Source organism: Clostridium chromiireducens, assembly GCF_003575225.1.
In the GTDB taxonomy this organism is placed as follows: domain Bacteria; phylum Bacillota; class Clostridia; order Clostridiales; family Clostridiaceae; genus Clostridium; species Clostridium chromiireducens.
This window is the reverse complement of record NZ_QXDJ01000005.1, coordinates 202,073-221,299: the sequence shown is the minus strand read 5'-3', so window position 1 is coordinate 221,299 and position 19,227 is coordinate 202,073. Positions and strand designations below refer to the sequence as shown.

Genomic DNA, 19,227 nt, shown 5'->3' with positions numbered 1-19,227 from the left:
TAAAATTGTCATATTTTCTTATAAAACAGCAATTTCTGAAACTAATTATTTTAATCTATTCAATATTAAGATTTGTATTATTACCCCTGCACCAATTTTTACAAAATCTTGCTTTTTTATTACACATAACTTTATCTGAACCACAGCTTGGGCAGACTGCTCTGTCTACATCATAATTTATTTCATAAATTGTTCCACATTCTGCACATTTAAATTTACAGTGAGTTGTAGTATAATGACCACCGCTTATTCTTATTGCCTTGCCTTCTGTCAAAGCTGTAGCTACTTTTTTTCTCGCGCTATCTATTATATTTTGAAAAGTCTGTCTTGATACCTGCATTTTTTCTGCACATTCTTCTTGGTTTAAGTCTTCTATATCTTTAAGTCTCATTGCTTCAAGCTCTTCTACTTTTAAAGTCATCTCCTCAATTTGACATTTTGGTTTTCCCCATGGTACAAAATAATCGTCTTCTGGAAAAAACTCAACTCTCCTGAATTTTGTTGGTCTTGCCATCGTATATCCTCCCTGGATTACTATATATTCAAATTGGTATAATACTAAATCTGTTTTAAATATTTATATATTTAATTATACTCAATTTGATAAAAAGCTTCAAATCTATATAATAACAACACCTTATTTTTACGATAAAAGGTATTTTTTAACCTCATAATGTTTAATACTATATTATAAATCTATTTACCTGTTCTGACATTTCTTCAGTCATTTTACTTAAAACTTCTGAAGATGATGCTACCTCCTCAGAAGATGCATTTAACTCTTCAGAAGATGCTGATATCTCTTCGGAAGATGCTGAATTTTCTTCTGATATAGCAGAGATACACGTTAATTTATCTACAATATTATTTTTCGAAGAGTTCAAATCTATTGCCGTTGAATTTATGTATTCTATTTTAGGAATAATATTATTAATTGAGTCAATTATATTCTCAAATGATTCTGCCGAATAATTTATAATTTTAACTTGATCATCTAATTCATCAATCATGTTATTTGTATCATTAGAAATTAAAATAGCTTCTTTTTCAATCTCTTGGATAAGCTTATTTATGTTTTCCGATGAATTCTTACTCTCTTCTGCTAATTTTCTTATTTCATCAGCAACTACAGAAAATCCTCTTCCAGACTCACCAGCTCTTGCTGCTTCTATAGCTGCATTTAGTGCAAGAAGATTTGTTTGATCAGCAATACTATTAATTATATTAGTAATATCATTTATTTGTTTAATGCTTTGAGTTAATTGTAATATTTTTTCACTAAAGCTATTGAACGAGATATCTATATTTTTTATAGAGCTTTTCATATTTTCCATATTGTCACTATTTTCTTTAGCCTTTAAGTTAATCTCCTGAGAATTTCTATCTATTACACTTATCTCTCCAACCATATTAGTTAAACCTTCACTAAAGCTATCTAATAATTGAGTAGAACTTATTAATTCTTCTGCTTGAGAGCTATTACCTAGAGCTACATTATTTATCGCTAAAGCAATATTTTCAGAAGAAGATGACATTTCTTGTGATACTGAAGAAAGATTTTGTGCCTGATCATGGATTTTATCAGAACTTTCTCTTATGCTAAGTATCATTCCACTAAGAGATGTTTTCATTTCTATAATTGATTTAGCCATTTGTCCAATTTCATCTTTTGAATTAATATATTTAGAGCTTACTTCAAAACTTAAATCTCCTTTTGCTAATCTATCTAAGTGCTTTGAAGTACGTTTTATAGCATCTGCAATTTTATTAGAAATTAAGTAAATGAATATAATGCCAATAACTAAAAATATAAAAGAAGTTGCAGCTATTGACACTCGCATGGCTGTTAATTGAGATAAGATTTCATTTTCGTTTATAACAACTGCTATTGACCAATTCGTATTATTAACAGGGGCATATCCAACATACTTATTTACTCCATTATAGTAATAATATCCAGTTCCAGCGTTACCTTGTGTCATTGTAGTAATTACACCTGCTAAACCATTTAATTTACTATCCTTTTTTGCTTCTTCAATTGGGTTGTACATTTTTTTTACAAGATCCACATTAGTATGAGCGACAACAACTCCACTTTTATTTACCATAAAGGCATTCCCTGTTTCTCCAAACTTAACATTATTAGTGAACTTGCTTAATGCATCACTGCTTACAGTAGAAACCAGAACTCCTACTATAGAATCATTAAATTTTACAGGTATAGCGTAAGCAATAACAACAGAACCATCAGTTTTACTTATTATTGGATCTGATATATTTTTTGAACCAGCTTTTGCTTTTTGAAAATATTCTCTATCGTTAACATTACTAGTTTTCTCATCTGAATATAGCACATCTCCCTTAAGGTCAGCTATTCCCATTTTTATATAACCTAATCTTTTAGCTTCACTCTTAAGTATCTTAATCTTATTTTCGTATGGATTATTGGGATCAGCTATGTCCTCTCTAGATGCAAGTGATTCTAATGTCATTAAATCTCCCATAAATTTTTGCTCTACACTACTGGCTGTTTGAATAGCTATTTGAGGAAGAGTACTGTTAACATTAGATACAAGAGCTTTCTTTGATGTAATATATGAATCCAGACCAAAACCTATACACATTATCAATATTAGCATCCCTAAACTAATCATCATTTTCGTTTTTATACTTTTCATTATTATTCCCCCTAGATTATTTTCATTAAAATTCCCGATTCTCAAATTTCCGTCAATAATTTTAATTATTGAACATTAAATATATAACTATTTTCTATTAAGTAATCCTCAAACAATGGCTTATTAGTAATAGTTGATTTTATCGTCTTGTCATGTAAACCATCAGATCCTTGGTGAATTTTTCCCCATCGATTAATTTTAATTTCACGCCTAGAAGATGAGATGACAAATTTAATATAAAAACATTAACCTTTGATGACTCCAGCATATTCATACCAGTTTCCAAAAATATCTGGAAAGCTTCAAAAGGATTAATCTTGTTTTTGTAAACTCTATTTGTAGTCATTGCATCATATATATCTGCGATGGATATTATTTTTGCGTATTCTCCTATGTAGTCCCCTGTTACTCCATTAGGATAACCTGATCCATCTAATCTTTCATGGTGCATTAAAATGCTTTTTTTGATATCATAGTTAAGATTAATCTCATTTTTTAACATACTATAACCCAATGTTGTATGTCTTTTAATTATCTTAAATTCTTCAGCAGTTAACTTTCCTTTTTTATTTAATATGTGTCCAGGAATTCTTAATTTGCCTATATCATGCAAAAGTCCACCTATTATTAAGTCTAATATTTCAGAACTATGCATACCTGACCATTTTCCAATAAACATTGCATAGAAACTTACATTTAGACTGTGATAAATCTCATAATATTCATATTTTCTTATCTCGCGGATATATTTAATTATGCAATCTATGTTGTTAATATTTTCATACACCAATTTTGCAACATGATTTAGTATACTGATTTTTAAAGTTTTTTCTTGAGCTAAATCTTGAAATATTTCTTTCAATGAAATTATGCATTCTTCATAGCAGACCTTTATGTTATTGTAATCGCCCTCTTCTACATAGCTTTGTTCAAACTCAGATACATAATATATCCAAATACTTTGTATATCCACTTTTATCAATTCATATTTTACGAAGTTATTAATAATAGTATCTTTCTCTGCTATTTTTAAACCTTTCCGACTTATTACGTCCCTAGATAATACATTCCCAAGCATACTATCTACTAAATTTATTTTTATTTCATCCACTCTCACACCTCAATACTGCTTTAAAATATTCTATTTAAATTAACCCAAGCTTATTTAGTGCTTGGTCCAATACCTTACTATTTATTGGTTTTTCGATATATACATCATAACCTTCAGTTAGTGATTCATTTACAAATTGTGTCTCAGCTAATGCCGTTATTACAATCACCTTTACATATTGATTTTTTTTCATTCTTTTTTTTCTTTCGAGTTCTCTAATAGATTTTAAGACCTTAACTCCATTCACCTTGGGAATCATTATATCCAGGCAAATTAAATCATAAGGCATACCTTCCTGCAAACCTATCAAATATGCATCCAAAGCCTCCATCCCATCTATTGTTATATCGCAGTCCCCGTATTGTGATAAACTTTTTTGTAGAAATAATCTACTCACCTCATCATCTTCAACTATTAAAATCTTCATTATTTATATCTCCTGTACTTTTAATCATAAGTTTATAAAATCTATGATATTCATCATTTATTTTTGTTACTAATTTTCTAATTTTCTCTAATTCATATTTTCTTGCTGCAAGTTCTATTTTAAAAGCTATAATTTTTAATGATTCTGCTCCAACCTTGTTTGATAGAATTTTGATTTCATGAGCTTCCTTCTCAATTAAATGCAGATCACCTATATTCAATAATTTGTTTAATGTACTTATAGAAAGATTCAACTTATCCATACTACGCAAGTCTTCGTCTTTTGCCTCAATATTTATAAGCGGCGCCACTATAAAATCCCCATTATGACTCACTGTAAAATTTTTATACGGCATTGTCTCAATATGATCTTCACAAGTAATTTTATCAATAACATTAAATAACTCCTCCATTTGAAAAGGCTTCGAAATATATTCATCCATTCCCATTGAAATGAATCTATCCCTATCACCTTGAAGTGCATAAGCGGTAATAGCAATTATTAATGTACGTTCACCTATTAAACTCTCCCTTTTTCGTATTTCCTTAGTTACTGCTATTCCATCCATTTCTGACATCTGGATATCCATAAAAATGATGTCATATTTATTAGATTCTAAAAGTTTTAAAGCAGACTCTCCATTATCTGTGCTGTCCACTAAATATCCCCTTTTTTTAAGCATTAATGACGTTACTTCTCTATTGACTTCATCATCTTCAACTATCAAAATATGTAATGGAATTGGAGGTTTCTCCACGTTAATCTTTGCTACTGAAATTTCTTCCTGTTGTTTTGAAATTTTAAACTTAATTACAAAATAAAATGTACATCCTTTTCCTTCTTGACTTTCAAACCATATGCGCCCATCCATCATCTCAACCAACTGTTTAGAGATAGCAAGACCTAAGCCAGTACCTCCATATTTTCTCGAAAACGACCCATCTACCTGGGTAAAGCTCTTAAATAATTTCTCATTCCCATCTTCAGAAATACCAATACCTGTATCTATAACAGCAAATTGCACTTCTATATTATCTTTATCACTTGAGAGTTTTGTGAGCTGCAAACATACTTCTCCATTTTCAGTAAACTTAATAGCATTATGAATCAAATTATTCAAAACTTGCTGAAGTCTATTAGGATCACCCATTACGTATTTCTCTATTGTACAAGAATGTTTCACATTTAATTCCAGACCCTTTTGAGCCGCGAAAGGTGAATGAAGTTTGATTATTTCTCCTACAAGCTCTATGATATTAAAATGAATGTTCTCTATTATCAATTTACCCACTTCTATTTTTGAGAAATCTAGTACATCATTAATGGTTTTAATAAGATTTTTAGTACATTTCTGTGCTGTTTTAAGATATCCTCTTTGTTCATCATCAACATCTGTTGAAAGCGTTAAATCAATCATTCCTGTAATTCCATTAAGCGGAGTTCGAATCTCATGACTCATATTCGCTAAAAATTCACTTTTCGCTTTATTAGCTAATTCTGCATCTTCTTTAGCTTTTTGCAATTCATATTCTGCCTTTTTTCTTTCAGTTAAGTCAGTTAATATAATAATAAAATAATATTTTTCTGGACTGTATATCAACCTAGAATACCATTTACTGTCATCATGTGAGTAGTAATCACCCTCTGGTATATATACTCCTTCTAAGGCCACCTTCGCCACAGTATTAATTATCAATTGAGCCGTATCTGCAGATCCATTGAAAACTTCCGAAAATCTTTTTCCAATAATCTTTTTTCTTTCATAGCCACCCATTTCCGCGAAAGCTTCATTTACCTCAATATATTCAAAATCAACTGGAACTCCATTTTCATCTAATAAGATTTTGCCGTAACCTAATCCACTTTTAAAATTCATAAAAAGTTTCTTAAATTTCACTTCACTCTTATATAATGACTCAATTACTTGTTTCCTTTCAGAAACATCTCTTATAATACTTATCAAAACACATTTATTTCCCGTTTTTATTATTTGACAATTTACTTCTACTGGAAAGAAAGTTTTATCTTTTCTATAATGAACTGCTTCAAAGGATAGATTATTTTGAATTCCCTGCATTGGTTCGTTGGTTGTATCAGCATATTTACGTATATCATATATGCTTAATGATAAAAGTTCTTCCCTAGTATAACCGTATACTTTTATTGCTGCCTGATTTGCATCGATAATTCTTCTACTACTAAGATCTATAAATAAAATAATATCTAGTGTAAATTTAGAAAGCAGTTGATACTTTTCTAAGTCTTCTTGTTTTTTTCTTAAATTATCTCTCTCGTTTCTTAATTCTTCTTCCATTTGGATGATTTTAGTAATGTCACGAAACACCATTACAACGCCTGAAATAATACCATTCCCATCCTTTATTGGAGAACAGCTAGCGGATAAATATATTTTTTTCCCGTCCTTAGACATAATAACTGAACGTTTTTTTAGACCTACTGCATCACCAGACCGTAATGCTAATTCTCTAACACTTTCCATTGGTTCATTAGTTGCGATATCAATTAAATTGATGATTTCATCAAAATGTTTACCTATTGCTTCCTCTGATTTCCATCCTGTAATAAGTTCACCAGCATTATTTATAAATTCAATAACTCCATTAACATCAGTAGAAACTACCCCGTCACCTACACACTCTAAAATCGTAGCCATACGTTCTTTTTTTAAACAATCTTCATGTTCACGTTTTATCTTCATTACTATATCTATCCTCCTTTCCTGTAAATTTATCACGCAAAATAGTCATAAACTGCGTTTATTATCAACACCCTTTAAATGAATCCAAAAAAACTTTGAGAGTTATAATTATCTGTTGTTTAAATTTAAAGGTATATTTGCTTTTTCTCCATCTATGTACAACCATTAAAAATGAACCAACCACTATATCTATTAAAATTTGACTATCTATCAAAGAATTTATCTCCCCACACTTTTGGGCCTTTTCAATAAGTGATTTAAAATACGCAATTCTATTATTTATAGTTTCCTCTGCCTGTTTAGTTAATTCTTCATACTGTAATAACATTCCTGAAATATCTATAAGGTAGCTACTTTCTGGATAATTTTCATAGTTTTCAGCATAAATAGATGCAAATAGTGTTATAGCTTCTGTTGGAGATAGATTTTTAGCTTCCACAGTTTCAACAATACTTGCATCAAGTTCTGAATGATATTTTAAAACATCCGAAATAATTTCGTTCATATTTTTAAAATGGCTGAACAAGGTTCCTTCTGATATTTTTTCGCGCTTAGCAATTTCTTTACTTGTTAATCCTTGTACACCAAGTTCACTGATAATTTCTATACTTGTTATAACTATACTATCTTTTCGATGTAACAGTGTTTTTCCCATAAATCACCTTCAACAAATCTCATTAAAGCATTATATATGTTGTAATAATAAATAACATTTAGGAAGTTTATAAACTAGTTAAATGTTTAGAAATAGAATGTCGAAACTAATTACAACATATATACAAATAAAATGCTTTAACTTTTCAATATTCCGAGTAAATACTCGTCGTATTTATTATATTATCTTGTCAGTATTTGTCAAGTATTTTTGCATTAATTGTCAACTTTTGTTTTATTTAAGCTTATATTTATTTATTTGTAATCTTTTTAGTTGTATCTTGATAATACTTTGACTAACTTTTATTTTATTAACAATACATTTTTATAATAAAATACGATCAGTACCATTATTCAGCAGACTCAACGCCCATGCTAGGCGCACAAAAATAAAGAGTAGTGGTTAATTCCACTACTCTCTTTAGAAATAAAAAAATGGCATGCGAATATATTTTGTTGCTTTTAGTATAGCTTTAACATTATATAATATTATTATCATATAGAAATTTACTATCGTTCATTATCTCATCATAAACACCATCTCTGACAATCGTATGATTGCTTGAAAAAACAACAGCTCTTTTAAATACTCCTTTTACATATTCAAAGTCATGGGTAGAGCATAAAATAGTTTTTCCTGCATTATTTATAGATATCATAAATTCCCTTAGGAATCTCTTAGTTTTAGGATCAAGTCCATTCATTGGTTCATCAAATATATAAACATCTGGATTTAAAACCACTACAGATGCTATAGATACCTTTTTCTTTTCTCCGCCACTTAAATGATATGGCTGTCTATTTCTTAATTCTTCAATTTTTAATAATTTCAAAGTATCTTCTACTCTTTTTATGACTTCTACCTCATCCATTCCCATCTGCCTTGGTCCAAATGCAATTTCATCATATACATTTGAACAAAATAGCTGTACATCTGAATTTTGAAAAACAAAACCTATTTTTTTATGAAAAGCCTTCGAGAACTCCTCATTTTGCATTTTTTTATTATTAATTTCTTCACCTTCAAAGAAATAACTTCCACTATCAGCTACTATTAATCCGTTAATCAATTTCATTAATGTAGACTTTCCACTTCCATTTACGCCTATTAAAGCAATAGCTTCTCCTTCATCAATATGTAAATCTATATTTCTTAGTGCAGTAACTTCAGCATCATATGAATAAGAAGCATTCTCTATATCAATCATTAAATCACAACCTATCAAAATAAAAATATGCACATATAAAATTTAAGTTAAGTATAATGCAAATATAATCAGCTAACTTAAATTTAAATTTCATATATACTTTATATGTTCCTGTAAATCCTCTGGATTCCATTGCTCCATACATTTCTTCTGCCATTTCTTTAGACTTTATAAACATAGTTCCTACAACACCAGAAAGTGCAGTGCTTTTATTATTGTTTCTACCTACGGACCTTAATTTAAGCGCATAAACCATATTCAAAGAAAACTCGCCTAAAATCACTATATATTTCATGGTAATATCGAGTACCAAAATGAATATATCTGGTATTTTAAATATTTTTAAAGCAATTATTAATTCATTCCATTGAGTAGTACAGGTTAATATACTAACAGAAGCAACTGAAACCAGTACTTTTAATGTAATCATTAACGAATTATTACCATATCCTAAGAAAATAGATGGTAATAAAATAATAAATGTAAAAATTGTTGCAGCCAGACTTGCTTTGACAACATATTTTATTTCTTTTGTACTTAAAAGATTCATTAGCACAAGTATAAGTACATTTGTAATTAAAATAAAGTAAAAATTTCTGCTTAAAGAAACAAAAATAATTAGTATAAGTGTTGATATTAATTTAGTTAAGGGGTTAATTCCAAATTTAGATGTCCTTAGTTTTGTTTGCATCCTAAACCTAGCAAGTACATTAAATATAGACAGAATGCTCTTATCTATAAAAGCATTCTTGTCTTTTAGTGGTGTATAATTATCTTTTTTCAAAAGCCATTCTGGCATTAATAACTTCCTCTCTTATAACGTATATTAGGCACATTCAAAAAAATAACAAGTCTATTTGCCTTCCTATTTTCATGTGCCTTAACCATTCATGCTTTTGTTGCCTTTTTCATACTTGCAATTATTCTAAATACTAATAACAATATTGCAACTCCTGCAACTGCCGATAAAATATATCCAAAGCTTTCTGGAAGGCCTGAAACAGAATAGTCCGGCATTAATGCACTAAAATTAAATCCACTTTCCATACCTTTAGGTATAAATCCTAACGCATTACTGCCTGTTACTACAGAACCTATTTCATCAGTTCCCCATTCTCCCCAAGCTGTTCCTTCAGCCAATAGCCCTATAGGGGATAAACATATTAAACCTATTATTAGAGCATATATAGGTTTTACCTTTGACACAGATCCTTCATAAATAACTCCAGGGGAAACCTTTTTTATAAAACTTACTACTCCAACAGTTATAATTCCCTCTATCACTCCTGCAACTGCAAGATGTGGAATAAGCATTGCAGGTACAGAAATTGACAAAGGATACGGACAGTATAATGGCATACCTGCTGAATCTACAAAAAGCAATGGTTGTATACCAAATTCTATCGCTGCACATAAAGCTCCAATATTTAATCCAATATATGAAGCAATAAAAATTGAAATATATTCTCCTTTATCACTTTTTAATATCTCTCTTAAAAATTTGTAAATATAATATCCTGCAAATGGAATAACAAATGCCATATTGAAACAATTGGCTCCAAATGCTAAAATACCGCCATCTCCAAATAATAATGCTTGGAGTAAAAGTGCTATGGTTACAGAAATACATGCTGCTTCAGGTCCTAAAAGAATAGCCAGTAACGTTCCTCCTACGGCATGTCCAGTTGTTCCTCCTGGTAATGGAACATTGAACATCATTGTTAGAAATGATAGTGATGCACCTATTCCCATAAGTGGCATTTTCTTTTTAGTCACCTCTTTTTTAACTTTTTTTACAGCTCTCGTCCAAACTGGAACCATCACCGCACCCATAACTGCACAGGTAGCTGGACTTAGATAGTTATCTGGAATATGCATTTTAATTCCTCCTTCAAATATTAATAAAAAATAAAACCACAAAAACTGATTACAAATTAAGCAATCAACCTTCGTGGTTATTAATAATCAAAATTAATATATTTATTTATATATTATAAAAATCGCATGCCCTCGTAGCATACAAACTTATAATACTATGAAATTCCAAAGTTGTAAATATTAAATTATTTTTCAATTCTTGTTTTAACTTTTATAGCATTCAACTACATTTTTCACCAAATAAATGGAATAATCCTTTTAGTATTCGTCTTATACTCTTGATAATCTGTCTTGAAGTTACTTTCTAATATCTTTTCTTCAATCTTAATTCTATATCCATAAATTGCAGCAATAATTATTATAGTTTCAATAATTCCAATGATGCTTCTAAAAGCAAATGCTATTCCAATCAAAGATAGTATACTTCCGCTATATGCTGGATGTCTAATATATTTATATGGACCTGTTTGAATTATTTTTTGATTTAAATCCACTTGCACTGATACAGTGAAAGATTTTCCAAGTGTCAATACTGAATACAGCCTTAATATAATTCCAACAATAATAACTACACAACCTATCCAAAACATTAATTCAGATAATATGAGTAAATAATTTTTTTTACAAAAAAGATTCAAAAATATTATAGCTATAATACCAAGTACTAGTACTAAACAAGAGCCTTTATCTCCTTTTTTCTTATTCAAGTTCTTTCTATTTTGTAATGAAGTATAACTAAAAATAAATACTTCTGCCATAATGTATAGTATAAATACTACTTGAAAAACTTCCTTAAATATAGCTGTCTCAAAATATGAAGCCCCAAATAAATACATATAACTGCCTTCTTTCTATTTACCTGATAATTTTCTATTTATATCCTTTGCATCATTCTGGATAGAAACATAAATACTTAATAGGGTTATTCCAAAAACTGATGTTATTATAATAATACTTTTAGCTGCATCATATATTGATGCAATCTCAATAAATTTCATTGGTATACCTATAAAAAAAGTTACTACAATAGTTGTAGCAAATTCTAAAATTATATGAGTAACTTGCGATTTAATTTGTAAATCTTCCATAAAATAAAGAATTGCATTTATTAATATAATAATCAAAAACAAAAATATTTCTGAATTTACATTAATAGTTTTTTGCTTGTCAATAAGGTGCATAATAATTGTTACAATAATTGCTGCAGTAAATGCAATGCAGCTTCCTAAAAAATACCGATTTATTCTTTTCATAATTTTCCTCCAATCTGGATTTGCTTATAAATTTAGTTTACGTTTTACTTCTTGTACATAACTTCGATTAATGATAAGATTTTCTCCATTTGACAAAGTTGCAAGTAATCTGCCATTGATCTGCCCCTTAACTTTCTTTAATTTTGATATATTCATGATGCAGGCTTTATTTATTCTAGTAAATTTTGTTCCATGTAATTTTTCTTCTAGTTCATACAATTTCATATCGCTTTCATAAACATTGTCAATGCAATAAATAAATGTTTTATTATCAACGGATTCAAAATAGTAAATATCTTTTGAAGAAATCTGTGTATATTCATTTTGAATTTTTCCATTTATGATTAACTGTTCTTCAAATATAGTTGCAGCTAATTGCTTAACATATTCATTTTTTTCTTTGCATTTAATTTGTATCTCTATATCATCAATTAAGGGTACTTCAATTATTTCTATTCTCATAATTTTCCTCCTCATCCATTTAAAGAATATCACAGAATTATAGCTGCAACAATCAGCTTACATGCATATTGCAAATATAGACATATAAGATGCATTTTTCATTAAATTGGCTCATTGTCATTAATCACTACCTGCAATAACTTTATGTGATAATAATTCTAACGGATTAACAGAAATATTTAGACAGTATATTGACTATATTGGAATAATATGCTATTGTGATTTTAGACAGTATATTGTCCAACTAAGGAGGAGATATTTTATGGATAATCACAAAGCGCTTTTTTTAATACAACAAATATATGCAACTCTATTCTCTCTTACTAACAAAATTCAAATTAAAGGTGATGAATATTGTGACCCTTTAACCAGCAGACAGCTTATGGCAATGGTAGCTATTATTCATTTACCGGAAAATGAAACAACTATAAACAATATTGCTAAAAAGCTAGGTACAACAAAACAGAGTGTAAAGCAATTGATCACTATTCTGCAAAACAAAGGATATGTCATTACTATACCAAGCCAATATGATAAACGTGCAGTTAATGTACAGATTACTAAAGCTGGAACAGATGCCATGATGATAGGTGCCGAAAAATCAATGGAGTTCTTTGGGATGCTTTCTAAAGGCTTTTCTATTGAAGAAATGGAAATCTTATGGACGTTATTAAAGAAATTATATAAATTTGATGGCGAAGAGCAGGATGGTTTTGAAGAAGAAGCTGATTTTGATATGGGTGAAGATACACAGGAAATACAAGAGAGAGCATTAAAGGAATTTGAACGAATAAGAAATGAAGAAAAATAAAAAAATTATTTTAGTAAATAAAGGCGGTGCAATATTATGAATAATACTATATCTAATAACCTTGAAGGTCTTAATGACCTTTTATATGAACAGATGAAGGAATGGAAAATTCCTGGAATGGCCGTAGGTATTATTAAAAATGGTGAAATAATATACTGTGGTGAGTTGGGTCTGCGTAATGTTAACAAAAATTTGAATGTGACAAAAGATACTTTATTTGCTATAGGTTCTGCCAGTAAAGCTTTCACTTCACTATCAATAGGATTATTAGTGGATGAAGGCAAACTGGATCTCGATACTCCTATAAAAAAATACATGCCTAATTTTAAAATGCATAATAAATATGCTGAAGAACATCTTACATTAAGGGACATGCTTTGTCATCGTTCTGGATTACCTAGACATGATTTATTATGGTATAACAACTCTTCTTTAAGCAGAAAAGAACTGGTAGATAGGATTAAATACTTGGAATTTAATAAAGATTTCAGAGAAACATGGCAATATAATAATTTAATGTATGCCACAGCAGGCTACATTATTGAACTGGTTACAGGAATGACCTGGGAAGAATTTGTGAAAGCAAGAATTCTTGAACCTCTTGGCATGAACAGCACAAATTTCTCAGTAGATGTTTCAAAAAAATCTGCTGATTACAGTGAACCATATGCAGAAAAAGAAGAAGAAATTCATCAAATAAACTTTAGAAAAATGGATTCTATTGGTCCTGCTGGATCAATAAATTCAAATTTATCTGATATGCTAAAATGGCTTAGCCTTCATTTAAATAAAGGTAAAGTAAACGGAAATCAGATTATATCAGAAAAAACTATAATGGAGTTACATTCACCTCAAATCCCTTGCGAGCTATTTCCTTTGAAGCTTGATGAATTACAATTTTCATCTTATGGTTTAGGCTGGTTTATTGAATCCTATAGAGGCCGAAAACATGTTAATCACGGTGGAAATATAGATGGATTTTGTTCCTATACTAGCTTTCTTTCAGATGAGAATATTGGCGTAGTTATTCTTACTAATTTAAATAATCCTGTCTGTGCAATGCCTATGGCTTACTATATATATGACAAGCTTTTAGGCTATGATTATACTGCTTTTAATAAAAAACTTAAAAATGAAGCGGAAAAAATATTTAAAGCAATGGAAGCTGCTAATAAATCTATAAGAAACTCTAAAGAAGAAAACCTTACTCCTTCCCACTCCCTTGAAGAATATACAGGTATATATGAAAATCCAGGGTACGGATCTGTAAAAATCGAAATAAAAGATAATAGCTTGAAATTAACTCATAGTAATATAGAATATACACTTACTCATAAATGCTATGACGTTTTTACCATGACAATGATGAAATATTACTTGATTACTCTCACATTTAATTATGATAGTAATGGAAATATTAAAAGTGTTTCAATACCTTTTGAACAAACTGTAAAAGACATTTTGTTTATAAAACAGTAACATTTAAATTCAATTGATAAAAATCACTATGAACAGTATAATCTTTTTATGTTAAATACTTTAACTATACTCTGTATTTAAATAACAAGGGAATGGAGTGAAATTCTCCAACTACCCCAGTAACCGTGAAACTGACGAAATCATAGGCACATGAAAATAAATATCAAGTTCAAAGTTGCCCTTAATATTTTTCATCAGGCAAGAAGGTAAAGTGACTTGTTATTTTTTTAAATGTGGCTTAAATAAACATTAAACCAGTGGCAGTAAGATATATTTGATAAATTTTAATTTATTAACTATTATCACTTCCTCTCTTTTTATGATTTGAAAAAAGAGCTGACTAATTATATTGGTCAGCTCCCCTCATCATCCTTTTGTTCCTACTTCTCTTCAATCCCAAAGATTTAGTTTTAGAATTTTATTTCCAGATTTCATCAGCAATTTCTTTAATGAATAGAATTTTATTCCACTGTTCATCCTCAGTAAGAATATTTCCTTCTTCAGTAGAAGCAAATCCACATTGTGGACTAATGCAGATATTGTTAATATCAACATATTTAGTAGCTTCTTTAATTCTGTCAATTATAGCAGACTTATCTTCTAATTCTCCGATTTTTGAAGAGACAAGCCCTAAGACAACCTGTTTTCCATCCCCTAAGAAACGAAGTGGTGAAAAATCACCTGCCCTATCTGTATCAAATTCAAGATAAAATCCATCCACATTTTCTCTTCCAAATAGAATTTCTGCAATTGGCTCATATCCACCAGAAGCTGCAAAGGTTGAATGATAATTTCCTCTGCAGACATGAGTTGTAACAATCATATCATCTGGATGATTTAAAATTGAAAGATTATTAACTTTCACATAAAGTTCAGCAATTTCTTTTAAATTAACCCCAGCATCTTGCCTAGCTTCCCAGTATTTTTTATCACAGAACATTCCCCATGTACAATCATCAAGTTGTAAGCTTCTGCAGCCAGCATCATATAACTCTTTTATTACTGTTTGGTAAGCTTTTGCAATGTCATTTATTAAATCATCAATGTTATTATAAAATTTATTAGTATCTTCTTTATTTTCTGCACGTTGTAATTCTGCTAAAAATTGAGCTGGCGCAGGAATTGTTTGTCTTGCTACAATTCCCTCCTGTGCAAATTGGTTAATAAATTTGAAATGTTCAACAAAAGGGTGATTTTCACCAGTGATTTTACCTGACAGTCTTGCAGTTTCTGGTCTTGTTTCTAAGCCATTAAATTTATATCCATTATCTATTTCCACTTTTTCAACACCAGTTAATCCCCACATAAAATCAAGATGCCACCAAGAACGACGGAATTCTCCATCTGTTATTACTTTTAATCCAACTGTTTTTTGCTTTTCAATTAGTTTTGTAATTTCAATATCTTCAATGTTTTTTAATTCCTCTCTAGAAATTATTCCTTTTGCAAATTTTGCTCTTTCTTCTTTTAGAACTTTTGGTCTTAAAAAACTTCCAACAATATCATACCTAAATGGTGTTACTTCTCTTTTCTTTGCATTTTCAAATTGTATCATGCTTGTCTCTCCTTTTATTTTCAATTTATCCAAAAATAACAAGTACTAATTTACCAATATAAGTTTCGAAATGCAGAAAAGTTCCGCATTGTAGCATAGCTACTCCTTTTTATAAGTGCATAGCTGCTCTTTTCTAAGGTGAAATGCTCTTTATTGTGCTTCGCACTTTTTTCTAACGTGTTGATATTTTTCACCGGGCAAGAAGACTTGTATTTTTTTGAATGCGTCTTAGTAATACAAGTATAATACATTTCTTTATGTATAAAATAATTCCTAAATTATATGGCTAAACATAGTTTTAAGCTATACCTGATTCAATTCTTCTATTAACGTTTCTTTTAATAATTCAACATAATCTAAAGCTATTTTACTTAAAGATATATTTTCATGAATAATGTATCCAATAGTAATTTCCTCTTCCAGTTGCAACGGAACAGAAATTATATTATTTCCATTTAAATCATTGCTGATAACTCCAGTTGAAATAGTATAGCCATTTAATCCTATAAGCAAATTAAATAATGTTGCTCTATCGCTTACTATGATGCTTTTTTTATGAGTAAGAGTACTTTGAATTTCTTCTGAAAAATAAAAAGAATTAAATTCACCTTGTTCAAAAGAAAGATATGGGTATGGCTCTAAATCTCTTAATGTAACGTATTTTTTATTTGCAAGCGGATTTTCAGAACTAATGAAAATATGAGGATTTGCCCTAAATAACTCATTAAAAATCAAATTATTCTCTCTTAAAAATTTATTAAGAACTTTAGAATTAAATTCATTTAAATAAAGAATCCCTATTTCACTCCGGAGATTTTTCACATCTTCTATAATTTCATAAGTTTTAGTTTCACGTAAAGAAAATTCATATTCATCCAAATTATATTCTTTTATAAGATTTACAAAAGCACTAACTGCAAAAGCATAATGCTGCGTAGAAACAGAAAAGCTTTGTTTTAACTGTTTTTTATTAGAATAGCGACTTTCAAGTAATTCAGCTTGTTCGATTACTTGCTTTGCATAACCTAAAAATTCAGAACCATGAGTAGAAACTTTGATGCCTCTATTGGTTCTATTAAAAATAGTAATTCCAATTTCATTTTCCAGTTCCATAATTGCATTAGAAAGACTTGGCTGACTAATAAATAGCTGTCCTGCTGCTTTTGTAATAGATCCACATCTAGATATTTCAACTGCATATTTTAATTGCTGTAATGTCATAAATTTTCACCTTCAATCTAAATTAATGTTAAACATCCTCTGCCATACTTGTATATAATAAGAGCCTTTTCCAAACTGGAAGCATTGCCGCACAGGAAGCTGGACTTAAATAGTTATCTGCAATGTGCATTTTAATTCCCCTTCAAATTTTAATAAAAAATAAAACCACAAAATTACTGCTGCAATTTTTATTTAATTTTAGCATTAGTTTTACAATTTTTATTTTCGCATCTATAAAAAACACTTGACTTTGAGTTAGCCTAAGGGTATAGAATAATATCATGCACAAGAAGACAAAAAATATTGTTTATAGTTTAGCAACACTTTATCTATAGATTGATTAATTCTGTGCCTTAATCATAGCGAAAGGAATGATCATTAATATGAAAATTGCTGTAATAGACGCACAGGGTGCAGGTCTTGGTCAAAATATCATAAAAAGGATTCGTAGAGAAATACATAATGATGTTTATATTATTGCACTTGGTACAAACTCCTTTGCCACCTCAAAAATGGTACAGGCAGGTGCGGATGTTGGTATAAGTGGAGAAAGAGCAATTAGTTCATTTTGCAAATCAACAAAAATAGATAGCATAATAGGACCAATCGGAATAATTTGCAGTGGTGGTATAAATGGAGAGATTACTCCTATGATTTCTAATGTAATATTTAATATGAACTGTACTAAATATATACTTCCATTACAAAAACATGGTATCTATATTCCTGGAACAAGAAATCTTCAAATTAAAGATATAATCGAAGAGATTATATTTGATATAAAGCAAAATATATTGTGATTTCATTATGAATATATAGGGTTGTGCAATGATAATAGAACTTATGTGTATACTCACCGAAATTGAATACATGTTTATTCCATAGGACTATGAAAATAAGCTGAAAGAGAAGGTACTCTTTTTCGTAGTGTTGCATTGAGAAACAGAGTACCTTCTCTTTCGGTTGGTTATATGCATAAGTCTAAGCTATAGTATGTTTATTTATAGGTAGCTATTAAGATTTATTTGTTCTTTGAACTCATCTAATCCTACTCTATCTATATAATCTCCTAATCTTTCTTTGCTAGAAGCATTTTCTCTATATATTTCAATAACTTTTTCTATTAAATCATATACCTTTTCTTCTGATATACTAAGTGCTATTCTATCAGCTATTCTTGGTCTAGCTCCACCTTTTCCGCCAACATAGAACATCCATCCTTTTCCACTTCCTATTAATCCTATATCTTTAAATGCACTATCTGCACAGCTATGAGGACAACCACTCACGCCCATTTTTAATTTATTAGGTAATTCCATTCCATGGTATATGCTATCTAATTTTGATCCAACCGCTACTGAATCTTGAAGGCCTCTTTTACAAAAAGTGGTTCCTGGACACACTTTTATGCTTCTTACACATAAACCTACTGCGGCACCTGGATCCATACCTAGATCCTGCCAAGCATTATCTAAATCTTCTTCTTTTAATCCAACTAATGCAATTCTTTGAGCTCCTGTAACTTTAATAGCAGCTGCATTATATTTTTCAGCTACATCTGCAAGATTTCTTAAAATATCTGGAGTTACAATTCCAGCAGTTAAATGTGGTGCAATTGCATATGTTTCTTTATCTCTTTGTAATATTGCACCTTTTTCTAGTAAATCAGTTTTCATCGCGTATCTCTCCTAATTATAATATTTAATATAGATTATTTATGTTATTTAATAATATCTATTAGTTATTGTATCATATTCATATTCTAAACTCT

General features: G+C 29.6%; 18 protein-coding genes. 3 read left to right on the top strand and 15 right to left on the bottom strand.

Annotated elements, in window-relative coordinates; translation table 11 throughout:
• Positions 1–55: 55 nt before the first annotated feature.
• The 12 genes from D2A34_RS19670 to D2A34_RS19615 all read right to left on the bottom strand — a co-directional run bounded on the left by D2A34_RS19670 (position 56) and on the right by D2A34_RS19615 (position 12,390).
• Positions 56–514, bottom strand: a complete 459-nt coding sequence (locus D2A34_RS19670) for a DUF134 domain-containing protein (RefSeq protein ID WP_119367741.1) — start codon at positions 512–514, stop codon at positions 56–58.
• A gap of 169 nt (positions 515–683) precedes the next feature.
• A complete protein-coding gene (locus D2A34_RS19665) occupies positions 684–2,678 on the bottom strand; it encodes a methyl-accepting chemotaxis protein (RefSeq protein WP_119367740.1) in 1,995 nt (664 codons plus the stop codon).
• A 139-nt stretch (positions 2,679–2,817) separates the two neighbouring features.
• Positions 2,818–3,789 (bottom strand): HD-GYP domain-containing protein, encoded by a 972-nt coding sequence (locus D2A34_RS19660; protein WP_119367739.1) that lies wholly within the window; start codon positions 3,787–3,789, stop codon positions 2,818–2,820.
• A 34-nt stretch (positions 3,790–3,823) separates the two neighbouring features.
• Positions 3,824–4,216, bottom strand: coding sequence for a response regulator (locus tag D2A34_RS19655; RefSeq protein ID WP_119367738.1), 393 nt, complete (start codon positions 4,214–4,216; stop codon positions 3,824–3,826).
• On the bottom strand, positions 4,197–6,935 hold the full coding sequence (locus D2A34_RS19650) for a PAS domain-containing hybrid sensor histidine kinase/response regulator (RefSeq protein ID WP_119367737.1): 2,739 nt from the start codon (positions 6,933–6,935) through the stop codon (positions 4,197–4,199). The genes D2A34_RS19655 and D2A34_RS19650 overlap by 20 nt, the downstream gene beginning before the upstream one ends.
• 64 nt (positions 6,936–6,999) lie before the next feature.
• Complete coding sequence (locus tag D2A34_RS19645) at positions 7,000–7,590, bottom strand: TetR/AcrR family transcriptional regulator (RefSeq protein ID WP_119367736.1); 591 nt, start codon at positions 7,588–7,590, stop codon at positions 7,000–7,002.
• A 478-nt stretch (positions 7,591–8,068) separates the two neighbouring features.
• A complete protein-coding gene (locus tag D2A34_RS19640; protein WP_119367735.1) occupies positions 8,069–8,797 on the bottom strand; it encodes an energy-coupling factor ABC transporter ATP-binding protein in 729 nt (242 codons plus the stop codon).
• A 4-nt stretch (positions 8,798–8,801) separates the two neighbouring features.
• Entirely contained in the window at positions 8,802–9,596 is a 795-nt protein-coding gene (locus D2A34_RS19635; protein ID WP_119367734.1) for an energy-coupling factor transporter transmembrane component T family protein, read from the bottom strand.
• Between the two features lie 89 nt (positions 9,597–9,685).
• A complete protein-coding gene (gene cbiM, locus D2A34_RS19630) occupies positions 9,686–10,675 on the bottom strand; it encodes a cobalt transporter CbiM (protein WP_119367733.1) in 990 nt (329 codons plus the stop codon).
• Between the two features lie 233 nt (positions 10,676–10,908).
• Positions 10,909–11,511 carry a methyltransferase family protein gene (locus tag D2A34_RS19625; protein WP_119367732.1) on the bottom strand — a complete coding sequence of 201 codons (603 nt, stop codon included), beginning with the start codon at positions 11,509–11,511 and terminating at the stop codon, positions 10,909–10,911.
• 15 nt (positions 11,512–11,526) lie between these two features.
• On the bottom strand, positions 11,527–11,928 hold the full coding sequence (locus D2A34_RS19620; protein ID WP_119367731.1) for a DUF3021 family protein: 402 nt from the start codon (positions 11,926–11,928) through the stop codon (positions 11,527–11,529).
• A gap of 24 nt (positions 11,929–11,952) precedes the next feature.
• On the bottom strand, positions 11,953–12,390 hold the full coding sequence (locus D2A34_RS19615; protein WP_182629432.1) for a LytTR family DNA-binding domain-containing protein: 438 nt from the start codon (positions 12,388–12,390) through the stop codon (positions 11,953–11,955).
• Positions 12,391–12,652: 262 nt separating this feature from the next.
• Here D2A34_RS19615 and D2A34_RS19610 point away from each other — a divergent pair, with 262 nt between their 5' ends.
• Together D2A34_RS19610 and D2A34_RS19605 are read left to right on the top strand one after the other, a co-directional pair.
• Positions 12,653–13,201: a MarR family winged helix-turn-helix transcriptional regulator gene (locus tag D2A34_RS19610; protein ID WP_119367729.1), complete on the top strand. Its 549-nt coding sequence runs from the start codon at positions 12,653–12,655 to the stop codon at positions 13,199–13,201.
• Between the two features lie 36 nt (positions 13,202–13,237).
• A complete protein-coding gene (locus tag D2A34_RS19605) occupies positions 13,238–14,680 on the top strand; it encodes a serine hydrolase (protein WP_119367728.1) in 1,443 nt (480 codons plus the stop codon).
• Positions 14,681–15,098: 418 nt separating this feature from the next.
• Here D2A34_RS19605 and D2A34_RS19600 read toward each other — a convergent pair whose 3' ends face one another.
• Positions 15,099–16,235, bottom strand: coding sequence for a 5-methyltetrahydropteroyltriglutamate--homocysteine S-methyltransferase (locus D2A34_RS19600; protein WP_119367727.1), 1,137 nt, complete (start codon positions 16,233–16,235; stop codon positions 15,099–15,101).
• 303 nt (positions 16,236–16,538) lie between these two features.
• Entirely contained in the window at positions 16,539–17,456 is a 918-nt protein-coding gene (locus D2A34_RS19595; RefSeq protein WP_119367726.1) for a LysR family transcriptional regulator, read from the bottom strand.
• A gap of 383 nt (positions 17,457–17,839) precedes the next feature.
• Between D2A34_RS19595 and D2A34_RS19590 the strand changes: the two genes are divergently transcribed.
• On the top strand, positions 17,840–18,256 hold the full coding sequence (locus tag D2A34_RS19590) for a DUF3842 family protein (protein WP_119367725.1): 417 nt from the start codon (positions 17,840–17,842) through the stop codon (positions 18,254–18,256).
• Positions 18,257–18,457: 201 nt separating this feature from the next.
• Here D2A34_RS19590 and D2A34_RS19585 read toward each other — a convergent pair whose 3' ends face one another.
• Entirely contained in the window at positions 18,458–19,132 is a 675-nt protein-coding gene (locus D2A34_RS19585) for a nitrite/sulfite reductase domain-containing protein (protein WP_119367724.1), read from the bottom strand.
• Positions 19,133–19,227: the final 95 nt, after the last annotated feature.